Source organism: Halobacterium rubrum (assembly GCF_021729015.1).
GTDB lineage: Archaea > Halobacteriota > Halobacteria > Halobacteriales > Halobacteriaceae > Halobacterium > Halobacterium rubrum.
Map to the genome: position 1 here is coordinate 485,204 of NZ_JAJQQZ010000003.1, position 15,248 is coordinate 500,451.

General features: G+C 68.6%; 14 protein-coding genes and 1 tRNA gene. 5 read left to right on the plus strand and 10 right to left on the minus strand.

Annotated features, from left to right (window positions below):
• Position 1: 1 nt before the first annotated feature.
• The 6 genes from LT971_RS13905 to LT971_RS13930 all read right to left on the minus strand — a co-directional run bounded on the left by LT971_RS13905 (position 2) and on the right by LT971_RS13930 (position 5,405).
• Entirely contained in the window at positions 2–589 is a 588-nt protein-coding gene (locus tag LT971_RS13905; RefSeq protein WP_237007546.1) for a chemotaxis protein CheC, read from the minus strand.
• A gap of 3 nt (positions 590–592) precedes the next feature.
• The gene (gene cheA, locus LT971_RS13910) at positions 593–2,701 is read right to left on the minus strand and encodes a chemotaxis protein CheA (protein ID WP_237007547.1); all 2,109 of its coding nucleotides are present in this window, start codon (positions 2,699–2,701) and stop codon (positions 593–595) included.
• 1 nt (position 2,702) lies between these two features.
• Positions 2,703–3,743 (minus strand): protein-glutamate methylesterase CheB, encoded by a 1,041-nt coding sequence (cheB, locus tag LT971_RS13915; RefSeq protein ID WP_237007548.1) that lies wholly within the window; start codon positions 3,741–3,743, stop codon positions 2,703–2,705.
• Positions 3,740–4,102, minus strand: a complete 363-nt coding sequence (cheY, locus tag LT971_RS13920) for a chemotaxis protein CheY (protein WP_237007549.1) — start codon at positions 4,100–4,102, stop codon at positions 3,740–3,742. The genes cheB and cheY overlap by 4 nt, the downstream gene beginning before the upstream one ends.
• Before the next feature lie 46 nt (positions 4,103–4,148).
• Entirely contained in the window at positions 4,149–4,685 is a 537-nt protein-coding gene (locus LT971_RS13925; RefSeq protein ID WP_237007550.1) for a chemotaxis protein CheW, read from the minus strand.
• Positions 4,686–4,787: 102 nt separating this feature from the next.
• Entirely contained in the window at positions 4,788–5,405 is a 618-nt protein-coding gene (locus LT971_RS13930; protein WP_237007551.1) for a DUF7500 family protein, read from the minus strand.
• A 165-nt stretch (positions 5,406–5,570) separates the two neighbouring features.
• On the opposite strand from LT971_RS13930, the gene LT971_RS13935 reads away from it, so the two are divergent.
• Entirely contained in the window at positions 5,571–7,061 is a 1,491-nt protein-coding gene (locus tag LT971_RS13935; RefSeq protein WP_237007552.1) for a S8 family peptidase, read from the plus strand.
• Between the two features lie 52 nt (positions 7,062–7,113).
• The gene (locus LT971_RS13940) at positions 7,114–8,019 is read left to right on the plus strand and encodes a DUF7544 domain-containing protein (RefSeq protein ID WP_237007553.1); all 906 of its coding nucleotides are present in this window, start codon (positions 7,114–7,116) and stop codon (positions 8,017–8,019) included.
• Here LT971_RS13940 and LT971_RS13945 read toward each other — a convergent pair.
• Positions 8,012–10,345, minus strand: a complete 2,334-nt coding sequence (locus tag LT971_RS13945) for a DEAD/DEAH box helicase (protein ID WP_237007554.1) — start codon at positions 10,343–10,345, stop codon at positions 8,012–8,014. The genes LT971_RS13940 and LT971_RS13945 overlap by 8 nt on opposite strands.
• A 113-nt stretch (positions 10,346–10,458) precedes the next feature.
• On the opposite strand from LT971_RS13945, the gene LT971_RS13950 reads away from it, so the two are divergent.
• Positions 10,459–11,604: a pyridoxal phosphate-dependent aminotransferase gene (locus LT971_RS13950; RefSeq protein WP_237007555.1), complete on the plus strand. Its 1,146-nt coding sequence runs from the start codon at positions 10,459–10,461 to the stop codon at positions 11,602–11,604.
• 82 nt (positions 11,605–11,686) lie between these two features.
• On the plus strand, positions 11,687–11,971 hold the full coding sequence (locus LT971_RS13955; RefSeq protein WP_237007556.1) for a PRC-barrel domain-containing protein: 285 nt from the start codon (positions 11,687–11,689) through the stop codon (positions 11,969–11,971).
• A 15-nt stretch (positions 11,972–11,986) separates the two neighbouring features.
• Here LT971_RS13955 and LT971_RS13960 read toward each other — a convergent pair whose 3' ends face one another.
• The 3 genes from LT971_RS13960 to LT971_RS13970 form a co-directional block, all read right to left on the minus strand.
• Positions 11,987–12,457, minus strand: a complete 471-nt coding sequence (locus tag LT971_RS13960; protein WP_237007557.1) for a dual specificity protein phosphatase family protein — start codon at positions 12,455–12,457, stop codon at positions 11,987–11,989.
• Positions 12,458–12,489: 32 nt separating this feature from the next.
• Positions 12,490–13,941 (minus strand): DHH family phosphoesterase, encoded by a 1,452-nt coding sequence (locus tag LT971_RS13965; RefSeq protein ID WP_237007558.1) that lies wholly within the window; start codon positions 13,939–13,941, stop codon positions 12,490–12,492.
• Positions 13,942–14,006: 65 nt separating this feature from the next.
• Positions 14,007–14,849, minus strand: coding sequence for an SDR family NAD(P)-dependent oxidoreductase (locus tag LT971_RS13970; protein WP_237007559.1), 843 nt, complete (start codon positions 14,847–14,849; stop codon positions 14,007–14,009).
• Positions 14,850–14,949: 100 nt separating this feature from the next.
• Between LT971_RS13970 and LT971_RS13975 the strand changes: the two genes are divergently transcribed.
• Positions 14,950–15,023: transfer RNA gene (locus tag LT971_RS13975), tRNA-Lys, on the plus strand.
• Positions 15,024–15,248 lie beyond the last annotated feature (225 nt).

The window sequence follows — 15,248 nt, forward strand, 5'->3', positions numbered from 1 at the left end:
CTTAGATGTTGTTGATCATCGACACGAACGCCTCGATGTCCGGGAACGAGTAGATCTTCGCCTCGACGTCCGCGTCGGGGGCGTGCAGTTCCGCGTCGAACACCATCGCGATCTCGTGCTCGCCGGGGTCGACGCAGTGGCTCGCGATGTCCTCGCCCGACGCCCGGATGAGCTGTGGCGTGGAGATGTCGATGGTGCGACCGAGCACGTTCGCCCAGCCGTCGATGAAGCCGCTGGTCATGATGTTGCCGACCTCCCGGATTGCGGACCGCTCCATGTCGCTGTACCCGCCGCCGTCGCTCTCGATGCCGCCCATCATGGTGTCGGCGACGCTGCGCGCGCTCTCGTCGTCGAACAGCACGAGCACGGAGCCGTAGGGCCGCTCTTTCAGGGGGACGTTCACGCCGACCTGCTTGTCGGCGCCGAGGTGGGCACCGAGGTCTTCGACGTCGATGACGTTGATCTTCGTGATCTGCATCTCCGTCTCGACGCCGGTCAGTTGGCTCATGTTCTCCGCCACCGTCGAGGCGCCCTCCCGGGCGAGCTCGTTCACCGTCTGCAGCCGTCGAATGTCGATCATCGTACTCATAAGTTACAGCGTCGCCACGTCCAGGATGGTCACCACGTCGCCCTCACCGAGGACTGCCGCCCCCGACAGCCCGGGGATGCCCGAGAGGATACCCTCGAAGGGCTTGACGACGACCTCCTCCTGGCCGCGGACGTCGTCGCAGTGCACGGCGACCTGGCGCTCGGACTCGCGGATGCGCACGAGCATGCCGTCGCCGTTCTTCGTCTCCCCGGGGACGTCGAGGGCGTCGCCCAGCCGGACGAGGGGGTAGACCGTCTCGTCGTACGTGATGACCTCCTCGCCGTCGACCGACTTCACCGGCTTCATCCGCGAGATCTCGTCGACGGTCTTGATCGGGATACCGTACTCCTCGCCGCCGCTCTCCACGAACAGCACCTTCACGATGGCGACCGTCACTGGCAGCGTCATCGTGAACGTCGTGCCCTCGCCGGGCGTGCTGTCGACGGAGACGCTGCCGTCCAGCCGCGTCACGGTGTCCCGAACGACGTCCATGCCGACGCCGCGTCCGGAGACGTCGGTGACCTCGTCGTTCGTGGAGAATCCGGGGTGGAACACGAGGTCCTCGACGGCGTCGTCGGACATGTCCTCGACCTCCTCCCGGGACTTGACGCCCTTCTCGACGGCTTTCTCCCGCATCGTGTCGTGGTCGATGCCGGCGCCGTCGTCTTTCACCTGGATGAGCACGTGGTCACGGTCGCGCTCTGCCGACAGCGTGATGGTGCCCTCGGGGTCTTTCCCGTTCTCCTCGCGGACCGCCGGCGGCTCGATGCCGTGGTCGACGGCGTTCCGCAGCAGGTGCATCAGCGGGTCGCTGATCTCCGTGAGGATGGTGCGGTCGAGCTCGACGTCGTCGCCCTCCACGACGAAGTCGATGTCCTTGTCCTGCTCGCGCGCGAGGTCCCGGACGAGCCGCGGGAACTTCCCGACGATCTTCTTCATCGGGACCAGCCGCATGTCCATCACGGTGTCCTGGAGGCTCCCGGAGATCTTGTCGAGCTCGTCGAGCTCGTCGAACACCTGCCGGTCGCTGTCCTCGACACCCCGCCGGAGCTTGATGCGGGTCGTGACGAGCTGTTCGACGAGCCCGTGCAGCTCGTCCAGCTGGTCGACGTCGACGCGAACCGACTGGATTTCGGTGTCCGTGTTGTCGATGGCAGACGACTCATCGTCGTCGTCGTCGTCGTCCCCGCCGTCTCCGCCACTGCTGTTGCTGCCGCTCGCGCTCGTACTCGAACTCCCGCTGGCGGACGTGGACTCGCCGGCTCCAGCGTCCTCTGAAGTCCCTTCGGCCGTCTCGTCCGCGTCGTCGGCCGCTTCGTCGCCGGCGTCGGCTTCCCCGTCGCCGGCAGCCACCGCGTCCCCGTTGGCGCCGATTTCGGTGACGGTGGCGTCCGTCAGCTTCGGGAAGGCGTGGACGGTCTCCGCGACTTCGGCCTGGTCGGTCGCGACGACGAGGTCGAAGCCGTCCTCGTAGTCGCCGTCGTTGATGGCGTCGGCCGACGGTTCGGACCCCAGCAGGTCGAACGTCTCCGTCGCCTCCTCGAGGACGAACATCCCGTCGACGCCCTTCATCTGGGAGTCGCCCATGTCCACGCGGACGTGGTACACAGGGCTCTCAGCAGCCTCGATGACGTCGGGACCGACGACGCTCGTCGGGTCGACGCCCGCGCCCGAACCAGACTCGCCGTCGTCGTCGCCACCGTCGCCGCCTTCCGCTGCTGTGCCGTCTTCGGCCGCAGCGGCCTCGAGGACGCCACGCACGGCGTCGATGGTGCCGGTCACGTCGCGGGTGACCTCGCCGTTCGCCTCGATGTCGTCGAGGCACGCTTCGATGTCGTCGATGCCGGCGAACACCACGTCCATCCGGTCGCCCGTCACCTCGAGGTCCCCCTGTCGCATCTCGTCGAGGAGGTCCTCCACCGCGTGCGCGAGGTCGCTCGCGTCCTCGAACCCCATCGCGCCGAAGTTCCCCTTCAGCGTGTGGGCGGTCCGGAATATCTCGTCCATCGCCTCCTCGTTGCCCGGATCTGACTCCAGCTCCAGCAGGGCGTTGTTGAGGCTAGTTACGTGCTCTTCTCCTTCCCGAACGAACGCTTCGAGGTAGTCGTCCATGTCACGTACTCCTCCGTACTGAATCCGCGATGGCTTCCGTCAGCCGGTCGACCGGCAGCACGTCGTCGACACAGCCCGTCTCGATGGCCCGATCCGGAATGCCGAACACGGCGCTGGTCGCCTCGTCCTGCGCGAGCGTCGTCCCGCCCGCGTCTTTCACCGCGCGAACGCCCGCTGCCCCGTCGCTGCCCATGCCCGTGAGCACGACCGAGACGAGCGGGTCGGTGACGCGCTTCGCCGCGCTCTCGAACGTCACGTCGATGGCGGGCCGGACGCTGTGCCGGCGTTCACTCTGGTCCAGGCGCACCCGGAGGCGGCCGTTCGAGTAGCCCGAGACGCGCATGTGGTAGTCGCCGCGCGCGACCAGTCCTTCGCCGCCACCGATGCGGTCACCGTCCTCCGCCTCGCTGATGTCGTAGTCGCTGGCGGCGTCCAGTCGCTGTGCGAACCGCGAGGTGAACTGGTCGGGCATGTGCTGCACGATCAACACCCGGAAGTCGGCCTCCCGGGGGAGCGAGGCGAGAATCGACTCGACGACGTTCGGCCCGCCGGTCGACGCGCCGACCAGCAGCGTCGGATTGTCCACGTACTCCGCGGTCGCCTCCGGCGACGCCGCCGGCTCCATGTCGACGTCGTGGCCCGCAGTCGGGTCGGCGGCCGCGACTCGCTCGACCGCTCCGACCAGCTCCTCGCTGTGGCCGGACAGCTCCGTGGAGATGGTGCCGCCGGGCTTCGCGAACGTGTCCACGGCGCCCTTCTCCATCGCTTCGAGCGTGGCGTCGGCGTCTTCCGTCGTCAGGGCAGACACCATCAGCACCGGCGTCGGGTGCCGGTCCATGATCTCCTCGACGGCCTCGATGCCGTTCATCTCCGGCATCTCGACGTCCATCGTGACCACGTCGGGCTCTACGTCCTGTACCTGCTCCACGGCACGAGCGCCGTTCTCCGCGGTGGCGACGACCTCGATGCCGCCGTCCTCGAGGATGTCGCTGATGACCGTCCGCATGAAGTGCGAGTCGTCGACCACCAGCGCCCGCGTCATGCCGTGAGAACGTCGGAGATGGCGTCCATCACGCTGGGTTTCTGGAAGGGTTTCGTGATGTAGCCGTCGGCACCGGCCTTCACCGCCTTCTTCATCTTCTCCTCCTGGCCGATGCTCGTGCACATGATGATGTGCGCACTCGAGTCGAACTCCTTGATCTCGGAGGTCGCCTCGATGCCGTCGCGGATGGGCATCACGATGTCCATCATCACGAGGTCCGGTTCGTACTCCTTGTACATCTCTACTGCTTCGACCCCGTTCTCGGCCTCGTCGGCGATCTCGAATTCCTCCTCGAGGATCTCCCGGAGGAGATTCCGCATGAATTCGGAGTCGTCGACCAGTAAGACCTGCTTCGCCATGCCCAGTCGTAGTGCGAAGGGGCTAATAAACCCAACTGACCGATTATCAGACCTGATTGTCGACCGTCTCGGCGGCGGACACTGAATCGATGAGTTTGTCGATGTCCAGCCACAGCACGAGCTCGACCTCCTGCTCTTCGGCGTCTTCCTCGCCCGGTGGCGTCGCCCCCTTGCGGATGACACCCCGCACGAGTTCGCTCTCGATGGCGGAGGTACCGATGCGGTCGAGGCGGTCGCCGCGGTCGATCTGGTGTTCGGCGTACCCCGAGACCTCCGTGACTTCGGCGACCCGCAGCCCGATCTTCTGTTTGTCGTCCGCGCGGTCGAGCACGAGGATGTTGTCCGAGGCGAGGTCGCCCTCGATGGCGAGGAACTCCCGCGGGTCGACGATGGCGGTGGTCTCCCCGCGGAGGTCCATCACGCCCTCGACGGCGTCGGGCGCCCGCGGCACGCGAGTGACCTGCTTGGATTCGACGATGCTGTCGACGGCGCCGATGTCGATGGCGCACACCTCGTCGCCGAGCTCGAACTCCACGACGTGCGCGGCGTCCTCGGCCACTCGGTCGGCGTCTTCGAGGTTCATCACTGGTTGCACGAGGGGACAGCAGCCCCAAAACTGTTTCGCGGGTGGCCACCCGTGTGGGGTAGCAGCCGGGCGGGGCGCGAGCCGCTCGGAAGGCTACGGCTACCGGGGGAACTCCATGCCGTCCTGGTCGTCGACGGTCTCCACGAGCTCCCGGATGGAGTCGTCCGGCCCGAGGTCGTTGGCTTCGAGGTACGCGATGAGTCGCTTCGTCGGGTACTTCACCTGGACGCTGGACTCGCCGAGGAGGATGCCGAGCGCGCGGTCGATGGACGTCGACCCCGCGAGCTGTCGGGCGTACCAGACGAGCAGCCCGTCGAAGGCGGCGCCGACGTCGTCGGTGGCGAGCTGCTGGTGTGAGATGTCGTCGCCGTACTTCGCGGCGATGTGGTAGGCGTAGTCGCTGTCGTGGCTCTCCAGCTCCTCGGAGAGCCACTCCTTGACGTCCCGGCCGGTGACCTGTGGCTCCGGGGGCGCTGCGGGCTCCGCCGACTCCTGAGGGGAAGCGGACTCCTGCTCCGGCTCCTGGTTCGCGTCACCGCCGCCGCCGCTGCCGGCGTCGCCGTCCGCCGCTCCCTCCTCCGGGGCCTCTGGCGGGCCGTCCGGACCGATGACGTACCGGTCCTCGCCGATGGCCGCGACCTCGTCCTGCTCCTCGATGTCGAGCTCGTCGGGGGAGAGCACGCGGCCGTCGTCGTCCTGGTCGCCACCGGATACCATGCCGTGACGTTGGCCACGTGCCGTCTAAAGTCTTGCCGCAGGTACCCCCGGGAGGTCCCGAGGTCGCCGGTCGAGGCACTGGCTATCAATTAGCTACTCAGAGAACAAAAACCAAACAGTACTTGGAAAGTATTTTGTGGCCGACGCCGAACGAGTAACGTAGCCATGGCAGGCTATAACAGGCGGACGTTTCTGAAGGGCGCAGGCGTAGCACTCGGAAGTCTCGCGTTCGGCGCGGGGAACGTATCCGCGACGGCAGACAGCGAGCGATTCTTCATCAACCTCACGGAGGTCGACCGGAGCGACGTACCGGACGACGTGGAGATCATCCACGACCTCTCGGCGGCTGACGTGCTGGTCGCTCGTGGCGACCAGTCCCGCGTCGGAAGTGCGGTAGCGACGGCGCCGGACGTGAAGATTGACCTCAGCGACGACGAGACTGGAGCGGTCGCCGAAGCCGAGGGGCCGACGGTCGCGGGCAACTCGGCAAGCCACAACCACGACGGTGCGCCGAGCAACACCGAGTATCAGTGGGACAAGCGCGAGCAGGAGGCCAGCGGCGAACTCACCGACAAGCCCGGCGGCGGGAAGTTCGTCCACGACACGACGACGGGCGAGGGGACCCGCGTCGCCGTCGTCGACACGGGCGTGTACGACGACCACCCAGACCTCGAGGACGTCGTCAACGCGGAGCTCTCGAAGAACATCACCGGCGACGGACTCGACTTCCGTCCCAACGGTGCGGGCAGTCACGGCACCCACGTCGCGGGCACGATCGCCGCGACGAACGACAACGACGGTCCGGCTGGCGGTGTCCTCGGGACGGCGCCGGACACCGAGATCGTCGCAGTCCGAATGTTCTCCGGTCTGCAGGGGTACGCGGGCGATGGCCTCGCCGGCTGGGAGTACGCCGCACAGATCGGCTGTGACGCGATCAACTACAGCGTTGGCTACACGGTCGCCGACACCGTCGAGTACCCGGGTCTGATCGCCCTGGAGAAGATCATCAGCCAGGTTGCGAACTACGTCCGCTCGCAGGGGACGGTCGTCGTCAACTCCGCGGGCAACGCGTCGCTGGACATGGACGCCGAGAACATCCTCAGCCTCCCGACGGAGGCCGACGGCGTCTTCGGCGTGAGCGCGACCGGGCCGATTGGCTACGGCTGGGGTGGCAAACACAGCGACAACGAGGCAAAGTGGCTCACCGGGAACCGCCTAGACGAGCCGACGACCGAGCCCGCGTTCTACACGAACTACGGCTCTGCCGTCGACGTGAGCGCAGCCGGCGGTAACGTCGACCTCGAAGCGATCGCGACCAACCCGGACGCGTACAACGACCTCGTGTACTCCACAATCAACACGACGAACGACGACGGCGATGTCGTCCCGGGCTACGGCTGGAAGGCCGGCACGTCGATGGCCGCCCCGCAGGTCGCGGGCGCGGTTGCACTCGTCCGGTCCCTGCGGCCCGACGCCAGCGTCGACGAAGTCGAATCGCTCATCCAGGAGACCGCCAGCCAGCCCGAGGAGGGCGAAACGTACCACGGCGCTGGCCACCTGGACCTCAATGCACTCGTGAAGGCCGCCAGCGACGGCGGCGGCGGGAACGCCGGCGGCGGCACCACGGGCAACGGCAAGAAGAAGAAGGGCAAGTAGCGCGCTCCGAGACCCCTGCATCTTTTTCGCGACTGCGCGAGATTTCACGCCCATGAGCTGGTACGCCGTCGACGCGCTGGACGAGGCACTCGCGGAGACCCGCGACCTCCTGTTGCCGTTCGACCTCAGGACGTGGGTTCGGCTCGCGGTCATCACGGCGTTCGCGGGGCTGTCGGCGCCCCAAACGCCGACGTTCTCGGTGGAGGCGCCGCCGGAGGCGGTCTTCGAGGTGACCCGGGAGGTGTCGGTCTCGGAGGTCCTCGCGGTCGCCGCACTCGTGGGGGTGGCGGTACTGGTGGTCGGGACGGTCGTCGCCGCCATCGGCGCCGTGATGGAGTTCGTACTGGTCGACGTCGCGCGCTCGCGGGACGTCCGGGTCGCGGAGCCGTTCGGACAGCGCCTCGGGCCGGGCTTGCGCCTGTTCGGGTTCCGGATCGCGGTCGTGCTCGTCGGCGTGCTCGCGTCGGCGCTCCTGCTCGCGCCCGTCGCCGCGGCACTGCTGCTCGGGCAGCTCGTCTGGCTGCTGGCGCTGGTGGTGACGCTGCCGCTGGCGCTCGTCGTCGGGGTCGGGACGGCGCTGGCGTCCGAGTTCACGACGGCGTTCGTCGTGCCGCTGATGGCCGAAGACGGCGTGGGCGTGCTGGAGGGGTGGCGACGGCTCTACCCCGAGGTGCGGGCCGACTGGCGGCAGTTCGGCGTCTACGTGCTCGTGAAAGCCGTCCTGCTGTTCGGTGCGAGTCTCGCGCTCGGGTTCGGGGTGGCCATCGTCGCCGTGCCGTTCGGCGTCGGGACGCTGTTCGTCGGGCCCGTGTCGGCAACCGGGCTGGCCGCGCTCGTCGTCGCTGTGGTCGTCGGACTGCTCGTAGTTGGGGCAGTCAGCGTGCCGACGATGACGTTCCTGCGGTACCACTCCCTCTCGGTGCTCGACCGGTCGACCGTCGAGTTCTCGCTCAGGTGAGCGCGTCCAGGCACTCGATGGCGAGCGCCTTGTCCAGTGGGTCGTTGGCGTTCCCGCACTGCGGGGACTGCACGCAGGCCGGACAGCCGTCCTCGCAGTCGCAGGCCCGCAGCATGTCGAGTGTGCTGTCGGCGAGACTTCCCATCGCCTCGAACCCCTCACGGGTCAGCCCGACGCCGCCCGGGTAGCCGTCGTAGATGAAGATGGTCGGCCGGCCGGTGTGGGGGTGAACGGGCGTCGACAGGCCACCGATGTCCCCGCGGTCGCAGAGGAACTCGGTGGGGAACATCGAGATGAGCGCGTGCTCGGCGGCGTGAATCCCGCCCGGGAGGTCGCCGCCCGCCAGCAGCTGCTGTTCGACGTCCGGCGGCAGCGCGAAGTACAGCGCCTTCGTGTCCAGCGTCTGCGGCGGCAGGTCCAGGGACAGCGTGTCCAGCGCTTCGCCGCGCTTGGCGTCGCGGCGCTGGTAGCCGGTGACCTCGGTGGTGAGCGTGATGTCCGCGAACCCGACCGGGACGTCGTCGCGGGCGAACGGCGTGCGCTCGTCGAGGTCGGCGTGGACCTCGATGTCTTTCTCGGTGAGAACGCGCGTGTAGTGGTCGGCCCACGTCGGCGAGAGCGTCGCGACCCCCCGGTCGAGGTCGAGGTCCGAGACCTCGTAGCGCTGGCCCTGGTGGTGGTAGATGGCGCCCGGGTGGGCGTCACGGACGGCGTCGTCGAGCTCCAGCGTCGCGAGCGTGTCCCCGCCCGGCTCCCGTAGCCGGACCTCGGTGTCGTCGATGGTGCGCAGGCTCATCTCGTGCTGGGGGCTGCCGTCGCCGTCGTCCACCCACCGCAGGCCGTACTTGGTCGCGCGCTGCTCGAGGTCCCCGCGTTCTTCGAGGTGCTTCACGCGCTCCTCGAACCGGGGGAAATACTCGCGGTCTTCGGGCTTGAGCCAGTTCTCGCTGGCCGCACACCGCAGGTGGTCGTCCAGCAGGTGCTCGTTGCCGGGGTCGACGACCGCGCGCTCGGGGTCGCCGTCGAACAGCGCGTCGGGGTTGGCGGCGACGTACTGGTCGAGCTGGTCCTCCCCCGCGACGAGCACGACGGCGGCGTCGTCGGTCCCGCGGCCCGCGCGGCCCGCGCGCTGGAAGGTGTTCATTCTCGTGCCCGGGTAGCCGTCAAGCAGGACGGCGTCGAGGCCGCCGACGTCGACGCCGAGTTCGAGCGCGTTCGTGCTCCAGACGCCACGCAGGCTGCCGTCGTGGAGGTCGGTCTCGAGGCTGCGGCGGCGGTCGTCGGTCAGCGACCCCTGGTAGGCGGCGATGGCGTCCGCGAGGTCGTGTTCGCCCCGGTCGCGGAGGTCGTCGCTCGTGGCGGTGGCGTTGCGCTCGGCGCCCTGCCGGGAGCGCGTGAACGCCAGCGTCTGGTAGTCCTCGGTGACGAAGTCCGCCATCAGGTTCCGCGTCTCGACGTGGGAGGACCGCCGCCGACCCTCGCCGCCGTCCTGCTTCGGGGGGTTCCAGACGAGCCAGTCCGTGTCGCCGGTCGCGCTCGTGTCCTCGTCAACGAGCCGGAACCCCTCTTCCTCCTTGCCGGTGACCCGGCTGGCGTGCTCGACGGGGTTGCCGATGGTCGCCGAACAGCAGACGAACTGGGGCGAGCCCTCGGTCAGGTGGCTCCCCTCGGAGCCACCACCGCTGTCGAATCGCTCGCAGACCCGCCGGAGTCGCCGTAACAGCAGCGAGACGTGCCCACCGAAGACGCCGCGATAGACGTGCACTTCGTCGACGACGACGGTCTCCAGCCCCGAGAAGAACCACTCCCAGAGCCGGTGGGCGTGGGGGAGCAACGCGTAGTGCAGCATGTCCGGGTTCGAGAGCAGAACCGTCGGCCTGCGGTCCCGGACGTCCCGCTTCTCGGATTTCGACAGCCGGCCGGTGTAGGTGTCGACCTGCACCCGGCTGCCGAACCCGAGGTCGCGGGCGAGCCCCGAGAGTGTCTCCGCCTGGTCGGCGACGAGGGCGTTCTGGGGGCCGAGGTAGAGCGTGCGGCCACCGTGGTCCATCGCGCGCTCGAACGCCGGCACGGTGTACGCGAGACTCTTCCCGCTGGCTGTCGGAGTCGCAATCACCACGTCGTCGCCGTCCCGAACTGCCTCGATGGCGTCGGCCTGGTGGTCGTAGAGCGCGTCGATGTCGCGGTCCGCGAGCGCCGACGCGAGCCGGTCCTCGAGAGCCACGTCCCGGGTCCGCGCGTCGCGCCCCGGGCGCGTGCGCTCGTCGGCTATCTGGTCCGCGTACCACGGCCGCCCCCGGAGCCAGTCGGCGAGGTCGTCGTCCACGGCGTCCACTCCGCACGCCGCCCCCTAACGGTTTCCGGTGACCCCCACGCCGTGGGGCCGTCCAGCCTGCCGAAGCGGTAACTTCTTTCCCGTCAGCCGCCAGACCCGGAAGCATGTTCCCACGGCTGGACTACCTCGAGTGGATCTCCGGCCGGCCGGAGGTCGCGCTGTACGACCTCGGGTCGAGTGACCTGCGCGGCGACCGCGACCACGACCCCGTCGTCGTCCCCGAACCCCTGGAGGGACTCTCGGACCCGCCGGTCGGTGCGACCCTCGAGACGCAGATTGCCGGCGAGTACGGCGTCCACCCGGAACGCGTGCTGGTGACGCCGGGAGCGTCCACGGCGAACCTCGTCGCAACCGTCGCGGCGCTGTACCCGGACGCCGGCGCGAACCCGGACAGCGAGGGCGAGGGCGAGGACGGTGACGACGGCGACGGAGTCGCCGAACCGACTGCGCTCGTCGAGAAGCCGGGCTACGAGCCCCTCGTCGAGGCACCGCGGGCCGTCGGCGCCGGCACCGACCGGTTCCTGCGGCCGGCCGACGACGACTACCGGCTGAACCCCGAGCGCGTCGCGGCCGCGCTCACCGAGAACACGCAGCTGGTCACGGTGACGAACCGCCACAACCCCAGTGGCCGACTGTCGGACCGCGAGACGCTGGCCACCGCCGCCGCGGAAGCCGGCGAGGCCGGCGCGCGGTTGCTCGTCGACGAGGTGTACGCGCCGTTCACCGAAGACGCGGACGACGGTCCGTTCGGCGGACCGTCCGCTGCCGGCGTCGACAACGCGGTCGTCACGGGGTCGCTGACGAAGTTCTTCGGCCTCGGCGACCTGTGCGTCGGCTGGATCGTCGCCGACCGCGAGTTCGTCGACCGCGCGCGCTCGGTGCTCCGCCACCTCCCCGGGAACACCGGCCCCAGTCGCGCGCTCGGGATGCGCGCGTTCCACAACCTCGACGAGCTCGCCGAGCGCGCCCGCGGGCTGCTCGCGGAGAACCACGCGCTGCTCGCCTCGTTCCTCGACGCCCACGACGACGTCGACGGCGTCGTCCCCGACGGCTCGACGTACGCCTTCCTCGACCCGGCGGACGTAGACGGTGACGAACTGACCGCGGCCGCCTGGGACGAGGGCGTGCTCGTCGTCCCCGGGCGGTTCTTCGACGACACGGAGCGCGTCCGCGTGAGCCTCGGCCGCACGCCCGACCACTCGGCTGCAGCCCTCGACGCGCTCGCCGGCGTGCTCGCCGACCTCGACTGAGCCGGGCGACGCGCACAGCGGCGTCTGACGCTGGTCGGCCGCGGCTTCAAGACTTAAGGTTCCCCCGCGCAATCCCCGTAGCATGGACGCAGACGAGATCACCTCGCTCGTGGGACGCGAGGTCTACTCGAACAACGGCGTGTTCGTGGGGGAAGTCGAGGACATCCAGCTGAACCTCGACGCAGAGACCGTCACCGGGCTCGCGCTCTCGGAGCTCAACGGCGACCTGTTCTCCGCCGAGATGACGGGCAAGAAGGGCGTCATCGTGCCCTACCGGTGGGTGCGCGCGGTCGGCGACGTCGTCCTCATCAACGACGTGGTCGAGCGCTACGACAACGACGAGGTCGACGAGGAAATCGCCGTCTGAACCCCGCGAGTTTTCTCACTCTCTGCTGCTGGCTGCGACGTACCTGACACCGAGTTCGTGCAGCGCCGGGTGAGGCACCGCGTGCGGCCGGGCGTCCTGCACGTCGTGGAGCGCTGCCACGAACGCACAGTTCTCCTCGACGGCGAGCGCGGCGGCTGCGACGGCGCTACTCCGCGAGATGCCGGCCTCGCAGTGGACGAGCAGCGACCCGGTCCGGGCGGAGAGCCGGCGCGCGGTGTCGACGGCGGCCGCGAACGCCACCCAGTCGTTGGTCGCGTCGTCGCTGAGCGGCCGGTGGTGGGTCGTCGCCGGCCGCGGCTCACGAGTCAGAGAGAGCACGTGGCCGAACGAGCGGTCACAGGCCGGCGACGCCGCGGCGGCGTTCCCGAGGAAGACGCGGTTCTCGTCGTCGAGTTTGCGGTACACTGGCGTCGGTCGGACGGAGCCGTACGGGCGGACGAACGGGGGAGTCGAGTCGTCGCTCATCGAGGGGCTGGCGAGACCGCCAGCGTACCCGTTCAGCTCCCGTTGTTCCCGCTCTCGGACTCCACGCCCATCGCGTCGAAGAGCTTCCGGGTGACGGCCTCCTCGGTGAGCGAGAGCAGCGTCTCGCGGTTCTCCTCGGTCGTCTCGATGCCGGTGAAGATACCGAGGGGAATCTCCGCGCTGGCCTGCGTCGAGTGGCCCGCCGACTCCCCGATGTCGACGAACGCGTCGGCGAGCACGCGCCCGATGTTCAGCCGGATGTCCTTCGAGCGCGCGGCGAGGTAGATGGTGTCCTCGACGATACCGAACACCGCGGTCGTCGTGATGCCCTCCAGATTCAACAGCTGGCTGGCGGCCTGCGAGAGCGCGTCGCGCTCGCTGATGAACCCTGCGTTCGACACGAGGTGGCTGCCCTGGACCTCGCGGCTCGTGATGGCCTCCGCGAGCACGTCCAGCGTCTCCGGGCTCATGTTCGGGGACTCCACCTGTTCGAGGGTGTCGTGGTCCGCGAACGGGTAGAGGTACGCCGCCGCCGTCAGGTCCGCCGGCGTCGTGTCCCGCCGGAAGTCCAGGGTCTCGGCCCGGATGCCGTAGAGGAGCGCTGTCGCGACCTCCTGGCTGACGGAGAGGTCGAACTCCTGGATGTACTTCGTGAGGATGGTCGACGTCGCGGAGACGCTCGGCCGGACGTCCGCGAACTCCGCCTCGATGTCCGCCTCGAGCTCGTAGTGGTCGATGAAGATGTCGATGTCGTGGTCGACCTCGACCTCGCCGGCCTTCGCCGGGTCGACGAGCGCGACCGTCGCGTAGTCGTCGATGTCGACGTCGTCGTAGTGTGTCAACTCGATCTCCAGGAGGTTCACGAACGCGCGGTTCTCCTGGTGGCCGATGTCCCCGAAGTAGAGGATGTCCGCCTCCACGCCGAGGTGGTCGGCGATGGCCTGGAGAGCCGCAGCCGCCGCAATCGAGTCGGGGTCGGGGTTGTCGTGTGCGATGATGGCGAGCCGCCCGTCGGTCGCCGACACGACGTCCGCGAGCTGGCGGGCTTTGTACTCGAGTTCGCCGGACTCCAGCGCCCGCAGCGCGGCGTCCGAGATGACCGACGACGGATTGATGACGACGTCCGCGCCGAGCTCGGTCAGTTCGTCGCTCGTCACGGGGTCGCTGGCGCGCACCACCACGAACTGGTCGTCGTTCCGGCCGCGGATGTTCTCCACGGCCGCCTCGTTGGCGTCGACGTCCGACGCCATGATGAGGACGACGTCGCGGTCCTCGACGAGGCCGGCCACCGCCTCGTCGCGGACGTCGGCCACCTGCGCGTTCAGGTCCTGGTCGCGCAGCGCCTCCACCCGCGACTCGTCCTTGTCCACGATGAGGACGTCCTTGCCCCGTTCGACCAGCTCCTCTGCGACCGCGTGCCCCACGCTGCCACAGCCGAGAATGGCGTACGTGGACATCGAGGAGATGGTGGCCCGGCTGCTCATGATGTCCTCGATTTGCGGAGGCCGTCACTTACCATTTCCGACCTCCCTCCGGCGCGGGAGCCCCGCTACTCGTAGGTCAGCGTCATCCCGTCGTCGAACCGGAGGTCGCCGCCGTTCAGGTGGCTGCCGAGCTCCGAGAACCCCAGCACGAAGAGGTTCGCGACGTCCACCGGCTCCATCATCTCCGACGCCCGGGACTGGCCGAGCATCACGTCCTCGACGACCTCGCGCTCGCTGATGCCGCGCTCCTCGGCGGTGTCCGGAATCTGGTCGACGACCAGCGGCGTCTTCACGTACCCCGTCGACACCGAGAACGACCGCACGTCCCCGTCTCCCTCTGCGGCGATTGACTGCGTCAACCCCCGCAGCCCGAACTTCGCGACGTTGTACGCGACCTTGTCCGACGTGACGTAGTGGCCGTGCACGGACGCCATGTTCCCGACTGCGCCCGACCCCGACGCCCGGATGTGCGGCAGCGCGTGCTTCGCAATCAGGGTCGGCGCGCGCACCATCACGGCCTGCATCGTGTCGTAGACGTCCATCGGGAACTCCTCGAGTGGCGCGACGTGCTGGAGGCCGGCGACGTTCGCCACCCACCGCAGGTCCCCGAGTTCGGCCACCGCCTCGACCGCCGCAATCACCTCGTCGTCGTCGGTGAGGTCCGCCGGCGTCGCGTGCACCTCGCCCGTCGCGTCGAGCTCCGCGGCGTCCGCTACCGTCTCCTCGAGGCCGTCCTCGTCGACGTCCAGCGCCGCGACGGTGACGCCGTTCACCGCGAGCGCGATGGCGGTCGCTCGCCCGATGCCCGACGCCGCCCCGGTCACGAGCGCCACGGACTCCCCGGTGAACCGGTCGTCGGCTATCTCGTGGACGTCCTCCCGCTGTAGTGTCGGCGACTCCACTGACATACTACCCCACGTCTCGGCGCCCCGCCTGTCAAACCTCGGTCGTCGATTGGCGCGAATCAGAACGTATTTTAGTACCACCCGGCAACGTTGTGATGCGTTCGGGCCGGTAGCTCAGTCTGGCAGAGCGACGGACTCTTAATCCGTCGGTCGCGTGTTCAAATCGCGCCCGGCCCGCTAACTCTCGCACGCTTCTGGAGTACGCGGTAATCGCCTGCAAGCGTCGGGTTTCGGCTTCGAAATCCCGTTTTCTCGCTGCGATTCCGCTTTCTGATGTTGGGTGGGTCAGAGCCATCTTGTGATTAGGAGGAGTACACATTATGCTTTGGGCCCCTGCGTCGGTGGTGTTCAGATAAGGATTGAAAGGCGAGGCGGAGCGTTTTCTGAGTGTCTATGCCCGAA

Excerpts from the sequence above, each read along its gene's own strand:
- LT971_RS13930 (WP_237007551.1), bottom strand. The coding sequence starts at position 5,405 with ATGGTATCCGGTGGCGACCAGGACGACGACGGCCGCGTGCTCTCCCCC.
- LT971_RS13965 (WP_237007558.1), bottom strand. The coding sequence starts at position 13,941 with ATGAGCAGCCGGGCCACCATCTCCTCGATGTCCACGTACGCCATTCTC.
- LT971_RS13940 (WP_237007553.1), top strand. The coding sequence starts at position 7,114 with ATGAGCTGGTACGCCGTCGACGCGCTGGACGAGGCACTCGCGGAGACC.
- LT971_RS13970 (WP_237007559.1), bottom strand. The coding sequence starts at position 14,849 with ATGTCAGTGGAGTCGCCGACACTACAGCGGGAGGACGTCCACGAGATA.
- LT971_RS13955 (WP_237007556.1), top strand. The coding sequence starts at position 11,687 with ATGGACGCAGACGAGATCACCTCGCTCGTGGGACGCGAGGTCTACTCG.
- LT971_RS13960 (WP_237007557.1), bottom strand. The coding sequence starts at position 12,457 with ATGAGCGACGACTCGACTCCCCCGTTCGTCCGCCCGTACGGCTCCGTC.
- LT971_RS13925 (WP_237007550.1), bottom strand. The coding sequence starts at position 4,685 with ATGAACCTCGAAGACGCCGACCGAGTGGCCGAGGACGCCGCGCACGTC.
- cheB (WP_237007548.1), bottom strand. The coding sequence starts at position 3,743 with ATGACGCGGGCGCTGGTGGTCGACGACTCGCACTTCATGCGGACGGTC.
- LT971_RS13935 (WP_237007552.1), top strand. The coding sequence starts at position 5,571 with ATGGCAGGCTATAACAGGCGGACGTTTCTGAAGGGCGCAGGCGTAGCA.
- cheA (WP_237007547.1), bottom strand. The coding sequence starts at position 2,701 with ATGGACGACTACCTCGAAGCGTTCGTTCGGGAAGGAGAAGAGCACGTA.
- LT971_RS13905 (WP_237007546.1), bottom strand. The coding sequence starts at position 589 with ATGAGTACGATGATCGACATTCGACGGCTGCAGACGGTGAACGAGCTC.
- LT971_RS13950 (WP_237007555.1), top strand. The coding sequence starts at position 10,459 with ATGTTCCCACGGCTGGACTACCTCGAGTGGATCTCCGGCCGGCCGGAG.
- cheY (WP_237007549.1), bottom strand. The coding sequence starts at position 4,102 with ATGGCGAAGCAGGTCTTACTGGTCGACGACTCCGAATTCATGCGGAAT.